General features: G+C 54.0%; 16 protein-coding genes and 1 tRNA gene. 5 read left to right on the top strand and 12 right to left on the bottom strand.

Annotated features, from left to right (window positions below; all coding sequences use genetic code 11):
• The first annotated feature begins 135 nt into the window (after positions 1 to 135).
• Both ACKLKD_RS08290 and ACKLKD_RS08285 read left to right on the top strand, forming a co-directional pair.
• Entirely contained in the window at positions 136 to 765 is a 630-nt protein-coding gene (locus ACKLKD_RS08290; protein ID WP_080924507.1) for a winged helix-turn-helix transcriptional regulator, read from the top strand.
• A 353-nt stretch (positions 766 to 1,118) separates the two neighbouring features.
• On the top strand, positions 1,119 to 1,670 hold the full coding sequence (locus ACKLKD_RS08285) for a YfaZ family outer membrane protein (RefSeq protein ID WP_080924504.1): 552 nt from the start codon (positions 1,119 to 1,121) through the stop codon (positions 1,668 to 1,670).
• A gap of 40 nt (positions 1,671 to 1,710) precedes the next feature.
• Here ACKLKD_RS08285 and ACKLKD_RS08280 read toward each other — a convergent pair whose 3' ends face one another.
• From ACKLKD_RS08280 to rlmE, 7 genes are all read right to left on the bottom strand, one after another.
• Positions 1,711 to 1,959, bottom strand: a complete 249-nt coding sequence (locus ACKLKD_RS08280; protein ID WP_165931848.1) for a hypothetical protein — start codon at positions 1,957 to 1,959, stop codon at positions 1,711 to 1,713.
• A gap of 297 nt (positions 1,960 to 2,256) precedes the next feature.
• Positions 2,257 to 2,343, bottom strand: a tRNA-Leu gene (locus ACKLKD_RS08275).
• A gap of 9 nt (positions 2,344 to 2,352) precedes the next feature.
• Positions 2,353 to 2,682 carry a preprotein translocase subunit SecG gene (gene secG, locus ACKLKD_RS08270; RefSeq protein ID WP_025712530.1) on the bottom strand — a complete coding sequence of 110 codons (330 nt, stop codon included), beginning with the start codon at positions 2,680 to 2,682 and terminating at the stop codon, positions 2,353 to 2,355.
• A 229-nt stretch (positions 2,683 to 2,911) separates the two neighbouring features.
• A complete protein-coding gene (gene glmM, locus ACKLKD_RS08265) occupies positions 2,912 to 4,249 on the bottom strand; it encodes a phosphoglucosamine mutase (RefSeq protein ID WP_002918370.1) in 1,338 nt (445 codons plus the stop codon).
• A complete protein-coding gene (folP, locus tag ACKLKD_RS08260; protein WP_025712531.1) occupies positions 4,242 to 5,090 on the bottom strand; it encodes a dihydropteroate synthase in 849 nt (282 codons plus the stop codon). Before folP ends, glmM begins: the two co-directional genes overlap by 8 nt.
• 96 nt (positions 5,091 to 5,186) lie before the next feature.
• The gene (ftsH, locus tag ACKLKD_RS08255) at positions 5,187 to 7,121 is read right to left on the bottom strand and encodes an ATP-dependent zinc metalloprotease FtsH (RefSeq protein ID WP_004206183.1); all 1,935 of its coding nucleotides are present in this window, start codon (positions 7,119 to 7,121) and stop codon (positions 5,187 to 5,189) included.
• Positions 7,122 to 7,220: 99 nt separating this feature from the next.
• Complete coding sequence (rlmE, locus tag ACKLKD_RS08250; RefSeq protein ID WP_008806638.1) at positions 7,221 to 7,850, bottom strand: 23S rRNA (uridine(2552)-2'-O)-methyltransferase RlmE; 630 nt, start codon at positions 7,848 to 7,850, stop codon at positions 7,221 to 7,223.
• 123 nt (positions 7,851 to 7,973) lie between these two features.
• On the opposite strand from rlmE, the gene yhbY reads away from it, so the two are divergent.
• Entirely contained in the window at positions 7,974 to 8,267 is a 294-nt protein-coding gene (yhbY, locus tag ACKLKD_RS08245) for a ribosome assembly RNA-binding protein YhbY (protein WP_025712532.1), read from the top strand.
• Between the two features lie 152 nt (positions 8,268 to 8,419).
• Here yhbY and greA read toward each other — a convergent pair whose 3' ends face one another.
• A complete protein-coding gene (gene greA, locus ACKLKD_RS08240; RefSeq protein ID WP_025712533.1) occupies positions 8,420 to 8,896 on the bottom strand; it encodes a transcription elongation factor GreA in 477 nt (158 codons plus the stop codon).
• A 235-nt stretch (positions 8,897 to 9,131) separates the two neighbouring features.
• On the opposite strand from greA, the gene dacB reads away from it, so the two are divergent.
• Positions 9,132 to 10,565, top strand: a complete 1,434-nt coding sequence (dacB, locus tag ACKLKD_RS08235) for a serine-type D-Ala-D-Ala carboxypeptidase (RefSeq protein ID WP_025712534.1) — start codon at positions 9,132 to 9,134, stop codon at positions 10,563 to 10,565.
• A gap of 51 nt (positions 10,566 to 10,616) precedes the next feature.
• On the opposite strand, the gene cgtA is transcribed toward dacB, so the two are convergent.
• The 4 genes from cgtA to rplU form a co-directional block, all read right to left on the bottom strand.
• Complete coding sequence (gene cgtA / locus ACKLKD_RS08230) at positions 10,617 to 11,795, bottom strand: Obg family GTPase CgtA (protein ID WP_025712535.1); 1,179 nt, start codon at positions 11,793 to 11,795, stop codon at positions 10,617 to 10,619.
• Positions 11,796 to 11,810: 15 nt separating this feature from the next.
• Positions 11,811 to 12,776, bottom strand: coding sequence for a DMT family transporter (locus tag ACKLKD_RS08225; RefSeq protein ID WP_004206187.1), 966 nt, complete (start codon positions 12,774 to 12,776; stop codon positions 11,811 to 11,813).
• Positions 12,777 to 12,869: 93 nt separating this feature from the next.
• Positions 12,870 to 13,127: a 50S ribosomal protein L27 gene (rpmA, locus tag ACKLKD_RS08220; protein ID WP_002434222.1), complete on the bottom strand. Its 258-nt coding sequence runs from the start codon at positions 13,125 to 13,127 to the stop codon at positions 12,870 to 12,872.
• A gap of 20 nt (positions 13,128 to 13,147) precedes the next feature.
• Positions 13,148 to 13,459, bottom strand: a complete 312-nt coding sequence (gene rplU, locus ACKLKD_RS08215; protein ID WP_002918379.1) for a 50S ribosomal protein L21 — start codon at positions 13,457 to 13,459, stop codon at positions 13,148 to 13,150.
• A gap of 260 nt (positions 13,460 to 13,719) precedes the next feature.
• Here rplU and ispB point away from each other — a divergent pair, with 260 nt between their 5' ends.
• The gene (gene ispB, locus ACKLKD_RS08210; RefSeq protein ID WP_025712536.1) at positions 13,720 to 14,691 is read left to right on the top strand and encodes an octaprenyl diphosphate synthase; all 972 of its coding nucleotides are present in this window, start codon (positions 13,720 to 13,722) and stop codon (positions 14,689 to 14,691) included.
• Positions 14,692 to 14,796: the final 105 nt, after the last annotated feature.

Genomic DNA, 14,796 nt, shown 5'->3' with positions numbered 1-14,796 from the left:
CGCCGGCTTTTTATTTTTTGTTACCCGTCAGCGCCAGAAAAATCGAAAAGAGGCATTTTTTCCTTATCGCCCGGTCAGCAAAATTGTTGACTATAATAGCCTCAATTGATTAATTCATATCTGGTGATAAACATCATGAATATTAAACCGCCGATCAGGCCGCAAAAGGCCATTGACCGACTGATCGATGTGCTTGAGCCACACGCGACGCCCGTTAACGCGATCGCCAGAAAAAGACTCACCTGGGAATATAAAGGCAAAACCCAGCTCTTTATTTTTAAAAAAGGTGAGCTGTCGATTATTCGTAATTCCGATAAGCTATTGATGGTGACCGTCTATGAACCACACCTTTTCGGCGTGGCGGAAATGCTGCAGCCCAGCCGCAGCCATAGCCTGCGGGCGGAGGTCTCTTCCGAGCTGCTACGTATCGACTATGATCGGGCTTCGGCGCTATTTCGCCAGCATAATCTTTGGGAGGAGGTCACCAGCCTGCTGGCCTATCATACATCGTATATGGTGTATCGTGACGATCTGGTCCTGCAACAGCGAACCTATTCAGTGATCCGTAACCATCTGCTGGAAATGATGCTATTAACCGCAGAGACCCGACAGCGCGTGTCTATTCTTGAATATATTCAGGACCGGACCCATCTGTCGCGTAGCAGTATTCTCAATGTCTTGTCAGCATTAAAGAAAGGCGGTTATATTACCTTTGCCCGCGGTGGCTATTTACAAAATATCGTCTCACTTCCTGAAAAATTCTGATTCGCGCTGCGCCCTATCATTTATTGTTATTCGCTACAGCAGCAAAAATATTTAAATTTAAATCAATAAACGCTAACGGTAAAAAAAGAAAAATTTTATGCTGAATGCCTGAATTTACCGGAGGACAACATGTCTCTGAGCTAAACCAGCAGGCCACCACACATACGGCGCAAACCGTCTGGCCTGTACAGGCCCAGGATATGCAACCGGAAATCGGCCAGGCGTGAGCAGCGGTAGCGTGAGTTAATCCCCTCACCTGCCGCCTGCCTCGACCATAATGATGAGATCCAAGAACCCGTTAATTTTGCCCGAACGCCCGTATCGGGCTTTTTTTTATCTGAAGGAATTCAACAATGAAGTCTATTGCTGCAAAAATGGTGGCCGTGATGATCGCTTTGGGGACCAGCAGCGCCGCCTGCGCATCCGTGAACCTGCATGGTGAAGCCGGTGCCGAGTTCACCAACCTGTCCGCCAGCTTTGGCGCCGGGGAACCGGGGATGTCATTCAATACCCAGTGGGCCCACAGTGACAATGACGGAGATAGCGTAGGGCTGGGCATGGGTTACAACTTTACCCTTGGCCCCTTTCTGATGACCCTGGGCGGTAAGGGGGTCTACCTGAACCCCAAAGATGGTGATGAAGGTTACGCCATCGCCGCCGGTGGCGGCGCAGAACTCCCCCTCGGTCAGTACTTCACGCTCTTCGGCGAGGGTTATTACTCGCCGGACTCAATGTCCAGCGGCGTTGAGGATTATGTGGAGGCCAATGCCGGGGTACGCCTTAACGTGCTCCCGTCGCTGAATATCGAAGCCGGCTATCGCTATATTGATATGGCAGGGAAAGAGGGCAATCGCGACAACACCCTGGCAGATGGCGCTTACGCCGGGGTTAACTTCCGCTTTTAACTCTTCGCAGGGATTGCCGTCCGGCAGTCCCTGTCTTATCTCAGCTGGCCAACGGCACGGTCTTCAACACGCGGTTGATCTCCTGCAAACCAGCCACATTATTCTCTTTCCGATAAACCTCATTCATGGACGCCATCTGCTCCAGACGGGTCAAAGCGCCATATACCTGATACGCCTCGCTATGTCTGTCGAACACATCGCGAGGCACCACATCCTGCAAATAATGACTTTTCAACGAATGGTTAAGACGCCCGATCAGTGCCGTATTGTCCTGGAAATAGCGAGTCACCACCTGGGCATTGTTCGTCGTAATCCCAGGCTCACTGTGCGATACCGGTACGGTAAGCGCATTAATGGTCTCTACCGTTTGGGATGGCGATGTTGAACTACACCCCGCTAAACCGAGCACGCCGGCGACGATAAGCAACCCGATCTTGTTCATTGTGTCACTTCACCTCTGTTAATTTGACGAGGCGACTTTAACGACAGTAAAAGGAGGGAACCAGCGAAGAGATGTTTATAAATAAACGGCCAGCGAGGATAAAAACAAAAAAAGACGCTTTTCAGCGTCTTTTTTCTGGAATATTGGTACCGAGGATGGGACTCGAACCCACAAGCCCGTTAGGGCACTACCACCTCAAGGTAGCGTGTCTACCAATTCCACCACCTCGGTACAGAATACTTAGTGCGGGATATCGCTGCTCGGCTGAGCCGGCGCAGTTGGCTGAGTTTGCTCCGTTTTCGGTGCGCTCAGGTTATCCCACTCACTTCCTTTATTGGTCTTGTTGCTGTTGATGTTACCCAGCGCCAGACTGATGATGAAGAACAGCGCAGCCAGGATGCCGGTCATACGGGTCATGAAGTTACCAGAACCGCTGGACCCAAACAGTGTGCCGGAAGCGCCTGCACCGAAGGAGGCTCCCATATCAGCGCCTTTACCTTGCTGCAGCATAACCAGACCTACAAGGCCAATCGCTACAATAAGGAAAACAACCAAAAGAGCTTCGTACATAATCAACCTGTTCCTTGCGGATTCGCCGCATACCAAGTGCTTCGACCAATAAAGCGGGACGTTTTAACGTTTCCCACTGAAGCGGGTGTGAATACTAACCAAAGCGAATGACCTTCGCAAGGGCAATTTCGACACATTGTATCAACTGCAGAAAAAAACAGCAAAAAGCCGGTTTTCGATCATAAAAAAGGCGGCAAGCGCCGCCTTTTTAACCACTTAGCCGGCAACGCTAAACGCTTTTTACCGCTTCGGCGATACGGTGCGCGAACTCGTGCACCTGATCTTCATGCTCACCTTCGACCATGACGCGGATCAACGGCTCCGTTCCCGATTTACGCAGCAGGACACGGCCGCGTTTACCTAACGCCGCTTCCACTTCAGCGGTCACCGCTTTCACATGTTCGTTTTCCAGAGGGTTACCGCTGCCCTCGGTAAAACGCACATTCACCAGCAGCTGAGGGAACATCTTCATGCCACTGCACAGGTCATGCAGGCTCATATGATTACGTACCATCGCCGCGACCACCTGCAGGCTGGCAACAATGCCGTCACCGGTAGTGGTTTTATCCAGCAAGATCACATGACCGGAGTTTTCCGCGCCGATACGCCAGCCTTTTTCCTGGAGCATCTCCAGTACATAGCGGTCACCAACCTTGGCGCGGGCAAATGGGATGCCTAACTGCTTGAGCGCCAGCTCCAGCCCCATATTACTCATCAGGGTACCAACGGCGCCACCGCGCAGCTGACCCTGACGCAGCCCTTCCCGGGCAATGATGTAGAGGATCTGGTCGCCATCGACTTTATTGCCTTCATGGTCAACCATGATCACGCGATCGCCATCGCCGTCGTAGGCAATGCCCAGATCGGCTTTTTCCGCCAGTACCCGCGCCTGCAGCGCCCGCACGTCGGTGGCCCCGACCTCTTCGTTGATGTTAAGGCCGTCAGGCTCGCAACCCATCGCGATAACCTGGGCACCCAGTTCGCGGAAAACATTAGGAGCGATGTGGTAGGTTGCACCATGTGCACAGTCCACAACCACTTTCAGCGTACCCAGGCTCAGTTCGTTGGGAAAGGTGCCCTTACAGAATTCAATGTAGCGCCCCGCCGCATCGACGATACGGCTGGCTTTACCCAGCTCAGCCGAATCCACGCAGGTGAGTTCTTTCTCCATTTCGGCTTCAATCGCCTCTTCGACATCATCCGGCAGCTTGGTACCCTCAATGGAGAAGAATTTAATGCCGTTGTCGTAGAAAGGGTTATGAGAAGCGGAGATAACGATCCCCGCCTCAGCGCGAAACGCACGCGTCAGATAGGCGATGGCCGGTGTCGGCATAGGTCCGGTGAACGACGCAGAGAGCCCCGCCGCCGCCAGTCCGGCTTCCAGCGCAGACTCCAGCATATAACCCGAAATACGGGTATCCTTGCCGATAATAATTTTACGCGAGCCGTGGCGCGCTAACACTTTGCCTGCCGCCCAACCCAGCTTAAGTACAAATTCCGGCGTGATCGGCGCATCGCCGACGCGGCCACGAATACCATCGGTGCCAAAATACTTGCGGTTACTCATAACGTTTTTTTCCCTTAGCGGCGAGAGTGGCTTCCACCACGCGCAGCGCTTCTACCGTTTCTTTGACATCATGGACGCGAATAATCTGCGCGCCCTGCATTGCTGCAATGACGGCACACGCCAGGCTGCCGTTCAGCCGCTCTGACGGCCCGACGTTCAGCAACTGACCTACCATCGACTTCCGCGACATACCGACCAGCAGCGGCAGACCAAAGTGATGAAACTCCCCCAGTCTCGCCAACAGTTGGTAATTATGGGAGAGATTTTTACCGAAACCGAATCCCGGGTCGAGCAGCAATTTTTCTTTTGCGATCCCCGCCTGCTCGCAGCGCACAATGTGTTCGGTAAAAAAGCGCTCAACATCCGCGAAGACGTCTTCATACTTCGGCGCCTCCTGCATGGTTTTCGGCTGTCCTTGCATATGCATCAGACAGACCGGCAGCCCGGTATCCGCGGCGGCCTGCAGCGCGCCTGGTTCAGTTAGCGAACGTATATCGTTAATGATATGCGCCCCAGCCCGGGAAGATTCACGAATAACCTCCGCCTTGGAGGTGTCTACCGAGATCCACACTTCAAAACGCTGAGCGATCGCTTCAACGACCGGGATCACTCGCTCCAGCTCCTCTTCCACACTGACCTCCGCCGCCCCTGGCCGCGTCGATTCACCGCCGATATCAATGATGGTCGCGCCGGCGTTGATCATCAGATTGGCATGCTTCACCGCCTCAATTAGCGAATTGTGTGCGCCGCCATCGGAGAAAGAGTCCGGCGTCACATTAAGGATGCCCATCACGTGGGGATGAGAGAGATCGAGGGTTGAGCCCTGGGCTACAAGTTTCATCACAAAATCCCTGAGACTGAAGAGGTTAAAAAAGAAAAACCCCGGAGCGGGCGCCCCGGGGTTTTAAGGTTAAAACAAGACATCAACAGCGGTAGCTTACTTGTCGCCCAGCTGCTCTGACATGGTGTTGCCCGGGTTCGGCGTACGCGGTTCATCAACCGGACGCGGCGCACGAGGCGTGCCATTGTTGTCAGAGTTATTAGAAGAACCCGGTTCTTCCCAACCCGCTGGCGGACGAACATCGCGACGAGCCATCAGGTCGTCAATCTGCGGCGCATCGATGGTCTCATACTTCATGAGCGCATCTTTCATCGCGTGCAGAATGTCCATGTTGTCGTTCAGCAGCTGGCGAGCACGACCGTAGTTACGCTCGATCAGCGATTTCACTTCCTGGTCGATGATACGTGCGGTTTCATCGGACATATGCTTCGCTTTCGCTACGCTACGACCGAGGAAGACTTCCCCCTCTTCTTCTGCATACAGCAGCGGACCGAGTTTGTCGGAGAAGCCCCACTGGGTCACCATGTTACGCGCCAGGTTCGTCGCCACTTTAATGTCGTTGGACGCACCGGTAGAAACATGTTCCGGACCGTAGATAATCTCTTCCGCCAGACGACCGCCGTACAGGGTGGAGATCTGGCTTTCCAGTTTCTGACGGCTGGCGCTGATCGCGTCGCCTTCCGGCAGGAAGAAAGTCACGCCCAGCGCACGACCACGCGGGATAATCGTCACTTTATGGACCGGATCGTGTTCCGGCACCAGACGGCCGATAATCGCATGGCCCGCTTCATGGTAAGCGGTCGATTCTTTCTGCGCTTCCGTCATCACCATGGAGCGACGTTCCGCACCCATCATGATTTTGTCTTTCGCTTTCTCGAACTCAACCATCGATACCACGCGTTTGTTGCCGCGGGCAGCAAACAGCGCCGCTTCGTTGACCAGGTTGGCCAGGTCCGCACCGGAGAAGCCCGGGGTACCGCGCGCAATGATTGCCGCATCGATATCCGGCGCCAGCGGTACGCGACGCATGTGCACTTTCAGGATCTGCTCACGACCGCGAACATCCGGTAAGCCAACCACCACCTGGCGGTCAAAGCGGCCCGGACGCAACAGCGCAGGGTCAAGAACATCCGGACGGTTAGTCGCCGCGATAACGATGATACCTTCGTTACCTTCGAAGCCGTCCATCTCAACCAGCATCTGGTTCAGGGTCTGCTCACGTTCATCGTGACCACCGCCAAGGCCTGCGCCACGCTGGCGGCCGACGGCGTCGATTTCATCGATGAAGATGATGCAAGGCGCTGCTTTCTTAGCCTGTTCGAACATGTCACGCACACGAGATGCACCAACACCAACGAACATTTCTACGAAGTCAGAACCGGAAATGGTAAAGAACGGTACCTTCGCTTCACCAGCGATCGCTTTCGCCAGCAGCGTTTTACCGGTACCCGGAGGACCGACCATCAGGACGCCTTTCGGGATCTTACCGCCCAGCTTCTGGAAACGGCTCGGCTCACGCAGGTATTCCACCAGCTCGCCGACTTCCTCTTTCGCTTCGTCACACCCGGCAACGTCTGCAAAAGTGGTTTTGATCTGGTCTTCCGTCAACATACGGGCTTTGCTTTTGCCGAAGGACATCGCGCCCTTTCCGCCGCCGCCCTGCATTTGCCGCATAAAGAAGATCCAGACGCCGATCAACAGCAGCATTGGGAACCAGGAGATGAAGATGGAAGCCAGCAGGCTCGGCTCTTCTGGTGGTTCGCCAACAACTTTGACGTTTTTAGTCAACAGGTTATCGAGCAGCTTCGGATCGTTAACCGGAATGTAAGTCGTGTAACGGTTACTATCTTTCTTGGTAACGTTGATCTCACGTCCGTTGATACGCGCTTCGCGAACCTGGTCCTGATTGACCTCTTGCAGGAAGGTAGAATAATCCACCTTGCGGCCATTCGACTCGCTGGGCCCAAAGCTCTGAAATACTGACATTAGCACAACGGCAATGACCAGCCAGAGTATTAGGTTTTTCGCCATGTCACTCAAGGGATTAACCTCTTATTACAACTGTGTTAAAAACAGCGTCAGGATACTCTATATCCAGTTTCTTTCAAACTTTCGTTTGAAATCTGCCGGTTATGGTTTACGCCCGGTCGCTACAATATACACTTCACGCGAACGAGCGCGGGAAGAGTCCGGCTTACGAACTTTGACCTTCGTAAACAGGGAGCGAATTTCTCTAAGATACTCATCGAAGCCTTCGCCCTGGAACACCTTCACTACAAAACTACCACCTGGCGCCAATACATCACGAGACATTTCAAGCGCCAGCTCAACCAGATACATGGCCCGGGGAATATCCACCGCCGGTGTTCCGCACATATTTGGTGCCATATCGGACATGACAACTTGTACTTTACTGTCACCTACGCGCTCAAGTAACGCTTTCAGGACTAATTCATCACGAAAATCGCCCTGAAGGAAGTCCACACCAACGATTGGATCCATTGGTAAAAGATCGCAAGCGATGATGCGGCCGCTGTTGCCGATCTGCGTGACCGCATACTGCGACCAGCCACCGGGAGCAGCGCCGAGGTCGACGATAGTCATCCCCGGTTTAAAAATTTTGTCACTTTGCTGTATTTCATCAAGTTTAAACCAGGCACGGGAACGTAACCCCTTTTTCTGTGCCTGTTGAACATATTTATCGCTAAAGTGTTCCTGAAGCCAGCGGCTCGAGCTGGCAGAACGCTTTTTACCTGTCATTTAACATTCCCGTTCGGGTTCATCGTACTTAACTGCGTAAAAATCGACGCGGTAGTTTGGCGATATATGGGAGATGGCGGTAGAATGACCCGTTTTCAATCCCAACGTAAGCAAAAAAATACGATGAATCTGAGTACTAAACAAAAACAGCACCTGAAAGGTCTGGCACATCCGCTCAAGCCGGTAGTTATGCTTGGCAACAATGGTTTGACCGAAGGGGTACTGGCCGAGATTGAACAAGCGTTAGAGCACCATGAGCTCATCAAGGTGAAGATCGCCTCGGAAGATCGCGAAACTAAAGCCCTGATCGTGGAAGCTATCGTACGCGAAACCGGCGCCTGCAACGTACAGGTCATCGGTAAAACGCTGGTTCTGTATCGCCCGACTAACGAGCGTAAAATCTCGCTGCCACGCTAAGAATATCCTGGTTCAAGACACAACTTTGTGTAAAACGAGGGTTTTCTGCGGTCAGGCGAGCAAAATGCCATGCTCCGGATGTTGATAAAAGGCCGCTATGCGGCCTTTTTCCTTTCTTTACAATCTATCAACATCGTAGCGGGAAATACGCCTTAAAGGTACTCGACCTTAATAATTTCGTATTCCACTTCACCGCCTGGCGTGCGGATGGTCACGACGTCGTCCTGCTCTTTACCGATCAGGCCGCGGGCAATGGGCGAGTTCACGGAGATCAGATTCTGCTTAAAATCGGCCTCATCATCACCCACGATACGGTAGGTCTGTTCTTCATCGGTATCAAGGTTGAGCACACTGACGGTAGAACCAAAAATCACCCGGCCATTGTTCGGCATTTTGGTGATATCGATAACCTGTGCATTGGACAGCTTCGCTTCGATATCCTTAATACGCCCCTCGCAGAAGCCCTGCTGCTCACGCGCGGCGTGGTACTCAGCATTCTCTTTCAAATCGCCGTGTTCACGGGCCTCAGCAATAGCGGCAATGATTTCAGGGCGACGCACAGACTTCAGGTAATCCAGTTCTTCGCGCAGTTTCTCAGCGCCACGTAAGGTCATCGGAATCGCTTGCATTAGTTATACCTCTTTATCATTCCTTCAGGGAACGGACGGTTCCGCTCCGCCACCTGCCCTGCCCACAGGCAGGACACGAGCAAAAAGAAACCGACCCGGGAAACACTCCCCAGGTCAGCAGCAATTTTTCATTTGATAGGTATTTTACCCCGAAGTTCCTTACGGGTCATCGTTTACTTTACCGGGCGTTGCACCGTAGTATGACGGCCTGGCTTCAGGTTGTTAGCGCGAGATTATGCGATTTCCCAGATTTATCATCGGATTGACTGCCGGTATAGCGCTTAACGCGCAGGCAGCGAATATTGACGAGTACATCAACCAGCTTCCCGCCGGTGCGAACCTTGCCTTTATGGCGCAGAAGGTCGGTGCATCGACGCCGGAAATTGACTATCACAGTCAGCAAATGGCGCTTCCGGCCAGTACGCAAAAGGTCATCACCGCGCTGGCGGCGCTGCTGCAACTGGGGCCCGATTTTCGCTTCACCACCACGCTGGAAACCAAAGGCTCTCTGGACGGCGGTGTGCTGAAAGGGGATCTGATCGCCCGCTTCGGCGGCGACCCGACGCTCAAGCGGCAGGATATTCGCAACATGGTGGCGACGCTGAAAAAAGCCGGCGTACAGCGTATCGAAGGCAATGTGCTCATCGATACTTCGGTTTTCGCCAGCCACGATAAAGCGCCGGGATGGCCATGGAACGACCTGACGCAGTGCTTCAGCGCCCCACCTGCGGCGGCGATTGTCGACCGCAACTGCTTCTCCATTTCGTTGTATAGCGCGCAGAAGCCTGGCGATTTGGCCTTCATTCGCGTTGCGTCCTATTATCCAGTCACCATGTTCAGCCAGGTACGGACGCTGGCACGCGGCTCCTCAGAAGCGCAGTATTGCGAGCTGGACGTGGTACCGGGGGACCTGAACCGCTATACCCTCACCGGCTGTCTGCCACAGCGTAGCGAGCCGCTGCCGCTGGCCTTCGCCATTCAGGATGGCGCCAGCTACGCCGGGGCGATCCTCAAAGCGGAGCTGACTCAGGCGGGGATCAGCTATAGCGGCACGCTGCTGCGCCAGACGCTGGCCAATGATCCCGGAACGGTATTAGCCACCACCCAGTCGGCCCCTCTGCACGATCTGCTGCGGATCATGCTGAAGAAATCAGACAACATGATTGCCGACACCGTTTTTCGTACTATCGGCCACGCCCGCTTCGGCGTACCAGGCACCTGGCGGGCAGGATCCGATGCCGTACGCCAGATCCTGCGTCAACAGGCTGGGGTCGATCTCGGCAATACGATCATCGCCGACGGCTCTGGCCTGTCGCGCCACAACCTGATCGCTCCGGCAACCATGATGCAGGTGCTGCAGTATATCGCTCAGCACGATACCGAGCTCAACTTCATCTCCATGCTGCCGCTGGCGGGCCACGACGGATCGCTGCAATATCGCGCCGGTCTCCATCAGGCGGGCGTGGATGGTAAAGTCTCAGCGAAAACAGGGTCGCTGCAGGGGGTTTACAACCTCGCAGGCTTCATCACTACCGCCAGCGGACAAAAAGTAGCCTTTGTGCAATATCTCTCCGGCTATGCGGTGGAACCCGCCGACCAGCGCAACCGCCGCATTCCGCTGGTGCGCTTTGAAAGCCGGCTGTATAAAGATTTGTACCAGAACAACTAAAACAAAAGGGCCGCATCAGATGCGGCCCTTTTTGATCCAGAGAAGTCAGGATTAGCGTTTGTAGATGAATTCGACGCCTTCTTCGTCGTCTTCATCCCAGTCGTCATCCCAGTCTTCGTCATCTTCCGCTTCGGCTTCGGCCTCTTCAAGCTGCTGACGGTGATAGTCGTCCCACATAAACTCGACTTTCTCCGGCTTCTGCTCTTCTTCCGCCTGGACGATAGGGTTTTCGATGATAAAGGTCATTACGTCCCAGCACAGATCTTTAACACCCTGCTGGCTGGCCGCAGAGATCAGGTAGAATTTCTCTTCCCAACCCAGCGCTTCGGCAATTGCCTTCGCTTTGGCTTCAGCTTCCGCTTTGTCCATCAGGTCAATCTTGTTGAAGACTAACCAACGGGGTTTAGAAGCTAGCTTCTCACTGTACTTCTCCAGCTCGCCGATGATAATGCGCGCGTTCTCAACAGGATCGGAGCCGTCAATCGGATCGATATCGATGAGGTGCAGCAGTACGCGGCAGCGCTCAAGGTGCTTGAGGAAGCGGATACCGAGGCCTGCGCCTTCCGCTGCGCCTTCAATCAGCCCCGGGATATCGGCGACCACGAAGCTCTTCTCGTTGTCCATACGTACCACGCCCAGGCTTGGCACCAGGGTGGTAAACGGATAGTCAGCCACTTTCGGCTTGGCAGCGGAGACCGCGCGGATGAAGGTGGATTTACCGGCATTCGGCATTCCCAGCATCCCGACGTCGGCCAGCAGCATCAGCTCCAGTTGCAGGTCGCGCTTATCCCCCGGGGTACCCATGGTCTTCTGACGCGGGGTACGGTTAACGGATGATTTAAAACGGGTGTTGCCCAGCCCGTGCCAGCCACCTTTCGCCACCATCAGACGCTGACCGTGTTTGGTCATATCGCCCATGGTCTCGCCGGTGCCCTGGTCGATAACCCGGGTCCCGACCGGCACTTTTACCGTCACGTCTTTACCGCGCTTACCGGTACAATCGCGGCTTTGACCATTCTGCCCGCGTTCAGCGCGGAAAGATTTTTCAAAACGGTAGTCGATCAGGGTGTTCAGGTTCTCGTCCGCTTCCAGCCAGACGTCGCCGCCGTCACCGCCATCGCCGCCGTCCGGACCGCCTTTCGGAATATATTTTTCGCGGCGGAAGCTCACGCAACCATTACCGCCGTCACCTGCTACGACCAGGATCGTTGCTTCATCTACAAACTTCATTTTACTCTCCGTAAATCATTCGCCTGAGCGGGGCAGCGGTACTACCGCCTCTCGCTTACGCCAACGCCCCCAAAGGCGATGGCCGATGGCGGAATACATCGCGCCCGCAACCACGACAAACGCACCGAGATAACCAATCAGGTTTAACATCGGTCTGGCGAAAACATCGGGCCAGGCCATTGATAATAAATCAGAAAACAGTAGCGTAAACAGTGGCGTCAAGGTGATTAACGCGCTGACCTGCGCCGCCTGCCAGCGCGCCATGGCTTCCGCCAGCGCCCCGTAGCCGACCAGGGTATTGAGCCCGCAAAAAATCAGGCATGCCAGTTGCCAGCTGCTTAACCGGGAAATCACTCCGGGCTCAGCAAGCGGCAGTAATGCAATCGTACATAAAGTGTACAGCAAAAATAGTATCTGCTGTGATGCCAGACGGCGCAATAACACCTTTTGCGCGACGCCATAGCTTACCCACACCGTTGCGGCAGCGACGCCGAAAATTACCCCCCACGTGTAATCCGTGAGACGGGTAAAGATTTCAATCAGGCTGGTGTTGAAGAACATCACCAGCCCGCTGAGCAACATCAACGCACCCACCACCTGGGTGCCGCGCATGCGCTCTTTCAGGATTACGACGCTAGCCACCATCATGCCCACCGGCGATAGCTGGCCGATGACCTGAGATGCCGTGGGGCTGAGGTATTGCAGGGAGGAACTGAACAGAATGAAGTTACCGAACAGGCCGCCGGTGGCAATCGCTAATAACACCAGCCAGCGCGGCTTGCGGAAAATCCGCAGCGGCGGCAGCTTGCCTTTAATCGCGAGGATAGCACCAAGCCCAATGCTGGCCATCAGAAAGCGATAAAACACCACCGTAGGCGGCGCCATCACTTCAAGAACCTGCTTCATCGCAATCGGCAACGCTCCCCAACACATGGCGGTGGTGAGCGCCAGAATAATGCCAATCCCAGCCTGCTGCTTCATGCCTGTTTCCCTGCAACAATTTTCCAGTAGACGAATGTAAAAAGCCCCGCAACGTGTTGCGGGGCTTTCATCCGTTACCGGGACGCGAAAAACTTATTCAGCAACGATGCTGATGAATTTACGGTTTTTCGGGCCTTTAACTTCGAACTTGACTTTACCGTCAGTCAAAGCGAACAGAGTGTGGTCACGGCCGCAACCAACGTTGGTGCCAGCGTGGAATTTGGTACCACGTTGACGAACGATGATGCTACCTGCCAGAACTGCTTCACCGCCGAAACGTTTTACGCCCAGACGTTTAGCTTCTGAATCGCGACCGTTACGAGTCGAGCCGCCAGCCTTTTTATGTGCCATTTAAATCTACTCCTCAGGTCTTAGGCGCTGATGCCAGTGATTTTCACATCAGTGAACCACTGACGATGGCCCTGCTGCTTACGATAGTGTTTACGACGACGAAACTTAACGATTTTAACTTTCTCGCCACGACCGTGGGCAACAACTTCAGCTTTGATTACGCCGCCCTCAACGAAAGGAACGCCGATCTTGATTTCTTCACCGTTTGCGATCATCAGCACTTCAGCGAATTCAACAGCTTCGCCAGTTGCGATGTCCAGCTTTTCCAGGCGAACGGTCTGACCTTCGCTTACTCGGTGTTGTTTACCACCACTTTGGAAAACCGCGTACATATAAAACTCCGCTTCCGCGCACCTCTTTGTGTGATTCAGAGTGCGCTATAAATATTCACAATAGGGCGCGAATATTACGCAAAACGCGAGCCTTTGACAAGAGCGATCAGCGATCAATGCAGAAAAAAAACACAACTCTCACGACAACGTTTATCTACGGCAATTTTTAAGTACAATCATATCTTCTTTTAATTCTGTCTTAATCCTTCTGTGATCCCACCTGGATTCATGGTAACAGGACATTTGGCCCGGCTTTTGCGATGAATTTAGAAAAAATCAATGAGTTAACCGCGCAAGATATGGCGGGTGTCAATGCGACGATTCTTGAGCAACTCAACTCCGATGTTCAGCTTATCAATCAGTTAGGCTATTACATCGTCAGTGGCGGCGGCAAACGCATTCGCCCGATGATTGCTGTGCTCGCCGCACGCGCGGTGGGCTATCAGGGGAGCGCGCATGTCACTATTGCTGCGCTGATTGAATTTATTCATACCGCCACCTTGCTGCATGACGACGTCGTCGATGAGTCAGATATGCGTCGCGGCAAAGCCACGGCCAATGCGGCGTTTGGCAATGCCGCCAGCGTGTTAGTGGGCGATTTTATCTATACCCGCGCCTTCCAGATGATGACCCAGCTGGGCTCACTGAAGATCCTCGAAGTTATGTCGGAAGCCGTGAACGTCATTGCCGAAGGCGAAGTGCTGCAGCTGATGAACGTCAATGACCCGGATATTACGGAAGAGAACTACATGCGCGTCATCTACAGCAAGACGGCGCGCCTGTTTGAGGCAGCCTCCCAGTGTGCGGGCCTGCTGGCCGATTGCTCTGCGGAAGAAGAGCGCGCGTTGCAGGATTATGGCCGCTATCTCGGCACCGCTTTCCAGCTGATCGACGATTTACTCGACTACAGTTCCGACGGCGAGCGGCTCGGTAAAAACGTCGGCGATGACCTGAACGAGGGTAAACCGACGCTGCCGCTGCTGCACGCCATGCACCACGGAACGCCCGATCAATCGGCGATGATCCGTGGGGCGATCGAACAGGGTAATGGCCGTCATCTGCTGGATGCCGTGCTGGAAACGATGGCCACCTGCGGTTCGCTGGAGTGGACGCAGAAGCGTGCCGAAGAAGAAGCGGACAAAGCCATTGCCGCGTTGCAGATCCTCCCGGACACGCCCTGGCGTGAAGCCTTGATCGGACTGGCGCATATCGCGGTCCAGCGCGATCACTAGTACTGCTCTCCCTTCCCGCGCAAAGCGCGGGAAAGTTCCAATAAAACCCCACTTCTCACCCTAAACTTCCGAATACCTTGATACATTCTGAATATTCCGGCTCTT

The organism is Klebsiella sp. 10982, from assembly GCF_048589245.1.
Classification (GTDB): domain Bacteria; phylum Pseudomonadota; class Gammaproteobacteria; order Enterobacterales; family Enterobacteriaceae; genus Klebsiella; species Klebsiella quasivariicola.
This window is presented reverse-complemented; position numbering and strand designations above follow the sequence as displayed.

Bases quoted from the DNA above. Each gene is read 5' to 3' on its own strand.
- ACKLKD_RS08290 (WP_080924507.1), top strand. From the start codon at position 136: ATGAATATTAAACCGCCGATCAGGCCGCAAAAGGCCATTGACCGACTG.
- ACKLKD_RS08285 (WP_080924504.1), top strand. From the start codon at position 1,119: ATGAAGTCTATTGCTGCAAAAATGGTGGCCGTGATGATCGCTTTGGGG.
- secG (WP_025712530.1), bottom strand. From the start codon at position 2,682: ATGTACGAAGCTCTTTTGGTTGTTTTCCTTATTGTAGCGATTGGCCTT.
- glmM (WP_002918370.1), bottom strand. From the start codon at position 4,249: ATGAGTAACCGCAAGTATTTTGGCACCGATGGTATTCGTGGCCGCGTC.
- folP (WP_025712531.1), bottom strand. From the start codon at position 5,090: ATGAAACTTGTAGCCCAGGGCTCAACCCTCGATCTCTCTCATCCCCAC.
- ftsH (WP_004206183.1), bottom strand. From the start codon at position 7,121: ATGGCGAAAAACCTAATACTCTGGCTGGTCATTGCCGTTGTGCTAATG.
- rlmE (WP_008806638.1), bottom strand. From the start codon at position 7,850: ATGACAGGTAAAAAGCGTTCTGCCAGCTCGAGCCGCTGGCTTCAGGAA.
- yhbY (WP_025712532.1), top strand. From the start codon at position 7,974: ATGAATCTGAGTACTAAACAAAAACAGCACCTGAAAGGTCTGGCACAT.
- greA (WP_025712533.1), bottom strand. From the start codon at position 8,896: ATGCAAGCGATTCCGATGACCTTACGTGGCGCTGAGAAACTGCGCGAA.
- dacB (WP_025712534.1), top strand. From the start codon at position 9,132: ATGCGATTTCCCAGATTTATCATCGGATTGACTGCCGGTATAGCGCTT.
- cgtA (WP_025712535.1), bottom strand. From the start codon at position 11,795: ATGAAGTTTGTAGATGAAGCAACGATCCTGGTCGTAGCAGGTGACGGC.
- ACKLKD_RS08225 (WP_004206187.1), bottom strand. From the start codon at position 12,776: ATGAAGCAGCAGGCTGGGATTGGCATTATTCTGGCGCTCACCACCGCC.
- rpmA (WP_002434222.1), bottom strand. From the start codon at position 13,127: ATGGCACATAAAAAGGCTGGCGGCTCGACTCGTAACGGTCGCGATTCA.
- rplU (WP_002918379.1), bottom strand. From the start codon at position 13,459: ATGTACGCGGTTTTCCAAAGTGGTGGTAAACAACACCGAGTAAGCGAA.
- ispB (WP_025712536.1), top strand. From the start codon at position 13,720: ATGAATTTAGAAAAAATCAATGAGTTAACCGCGCAAGATATGGCGGGT.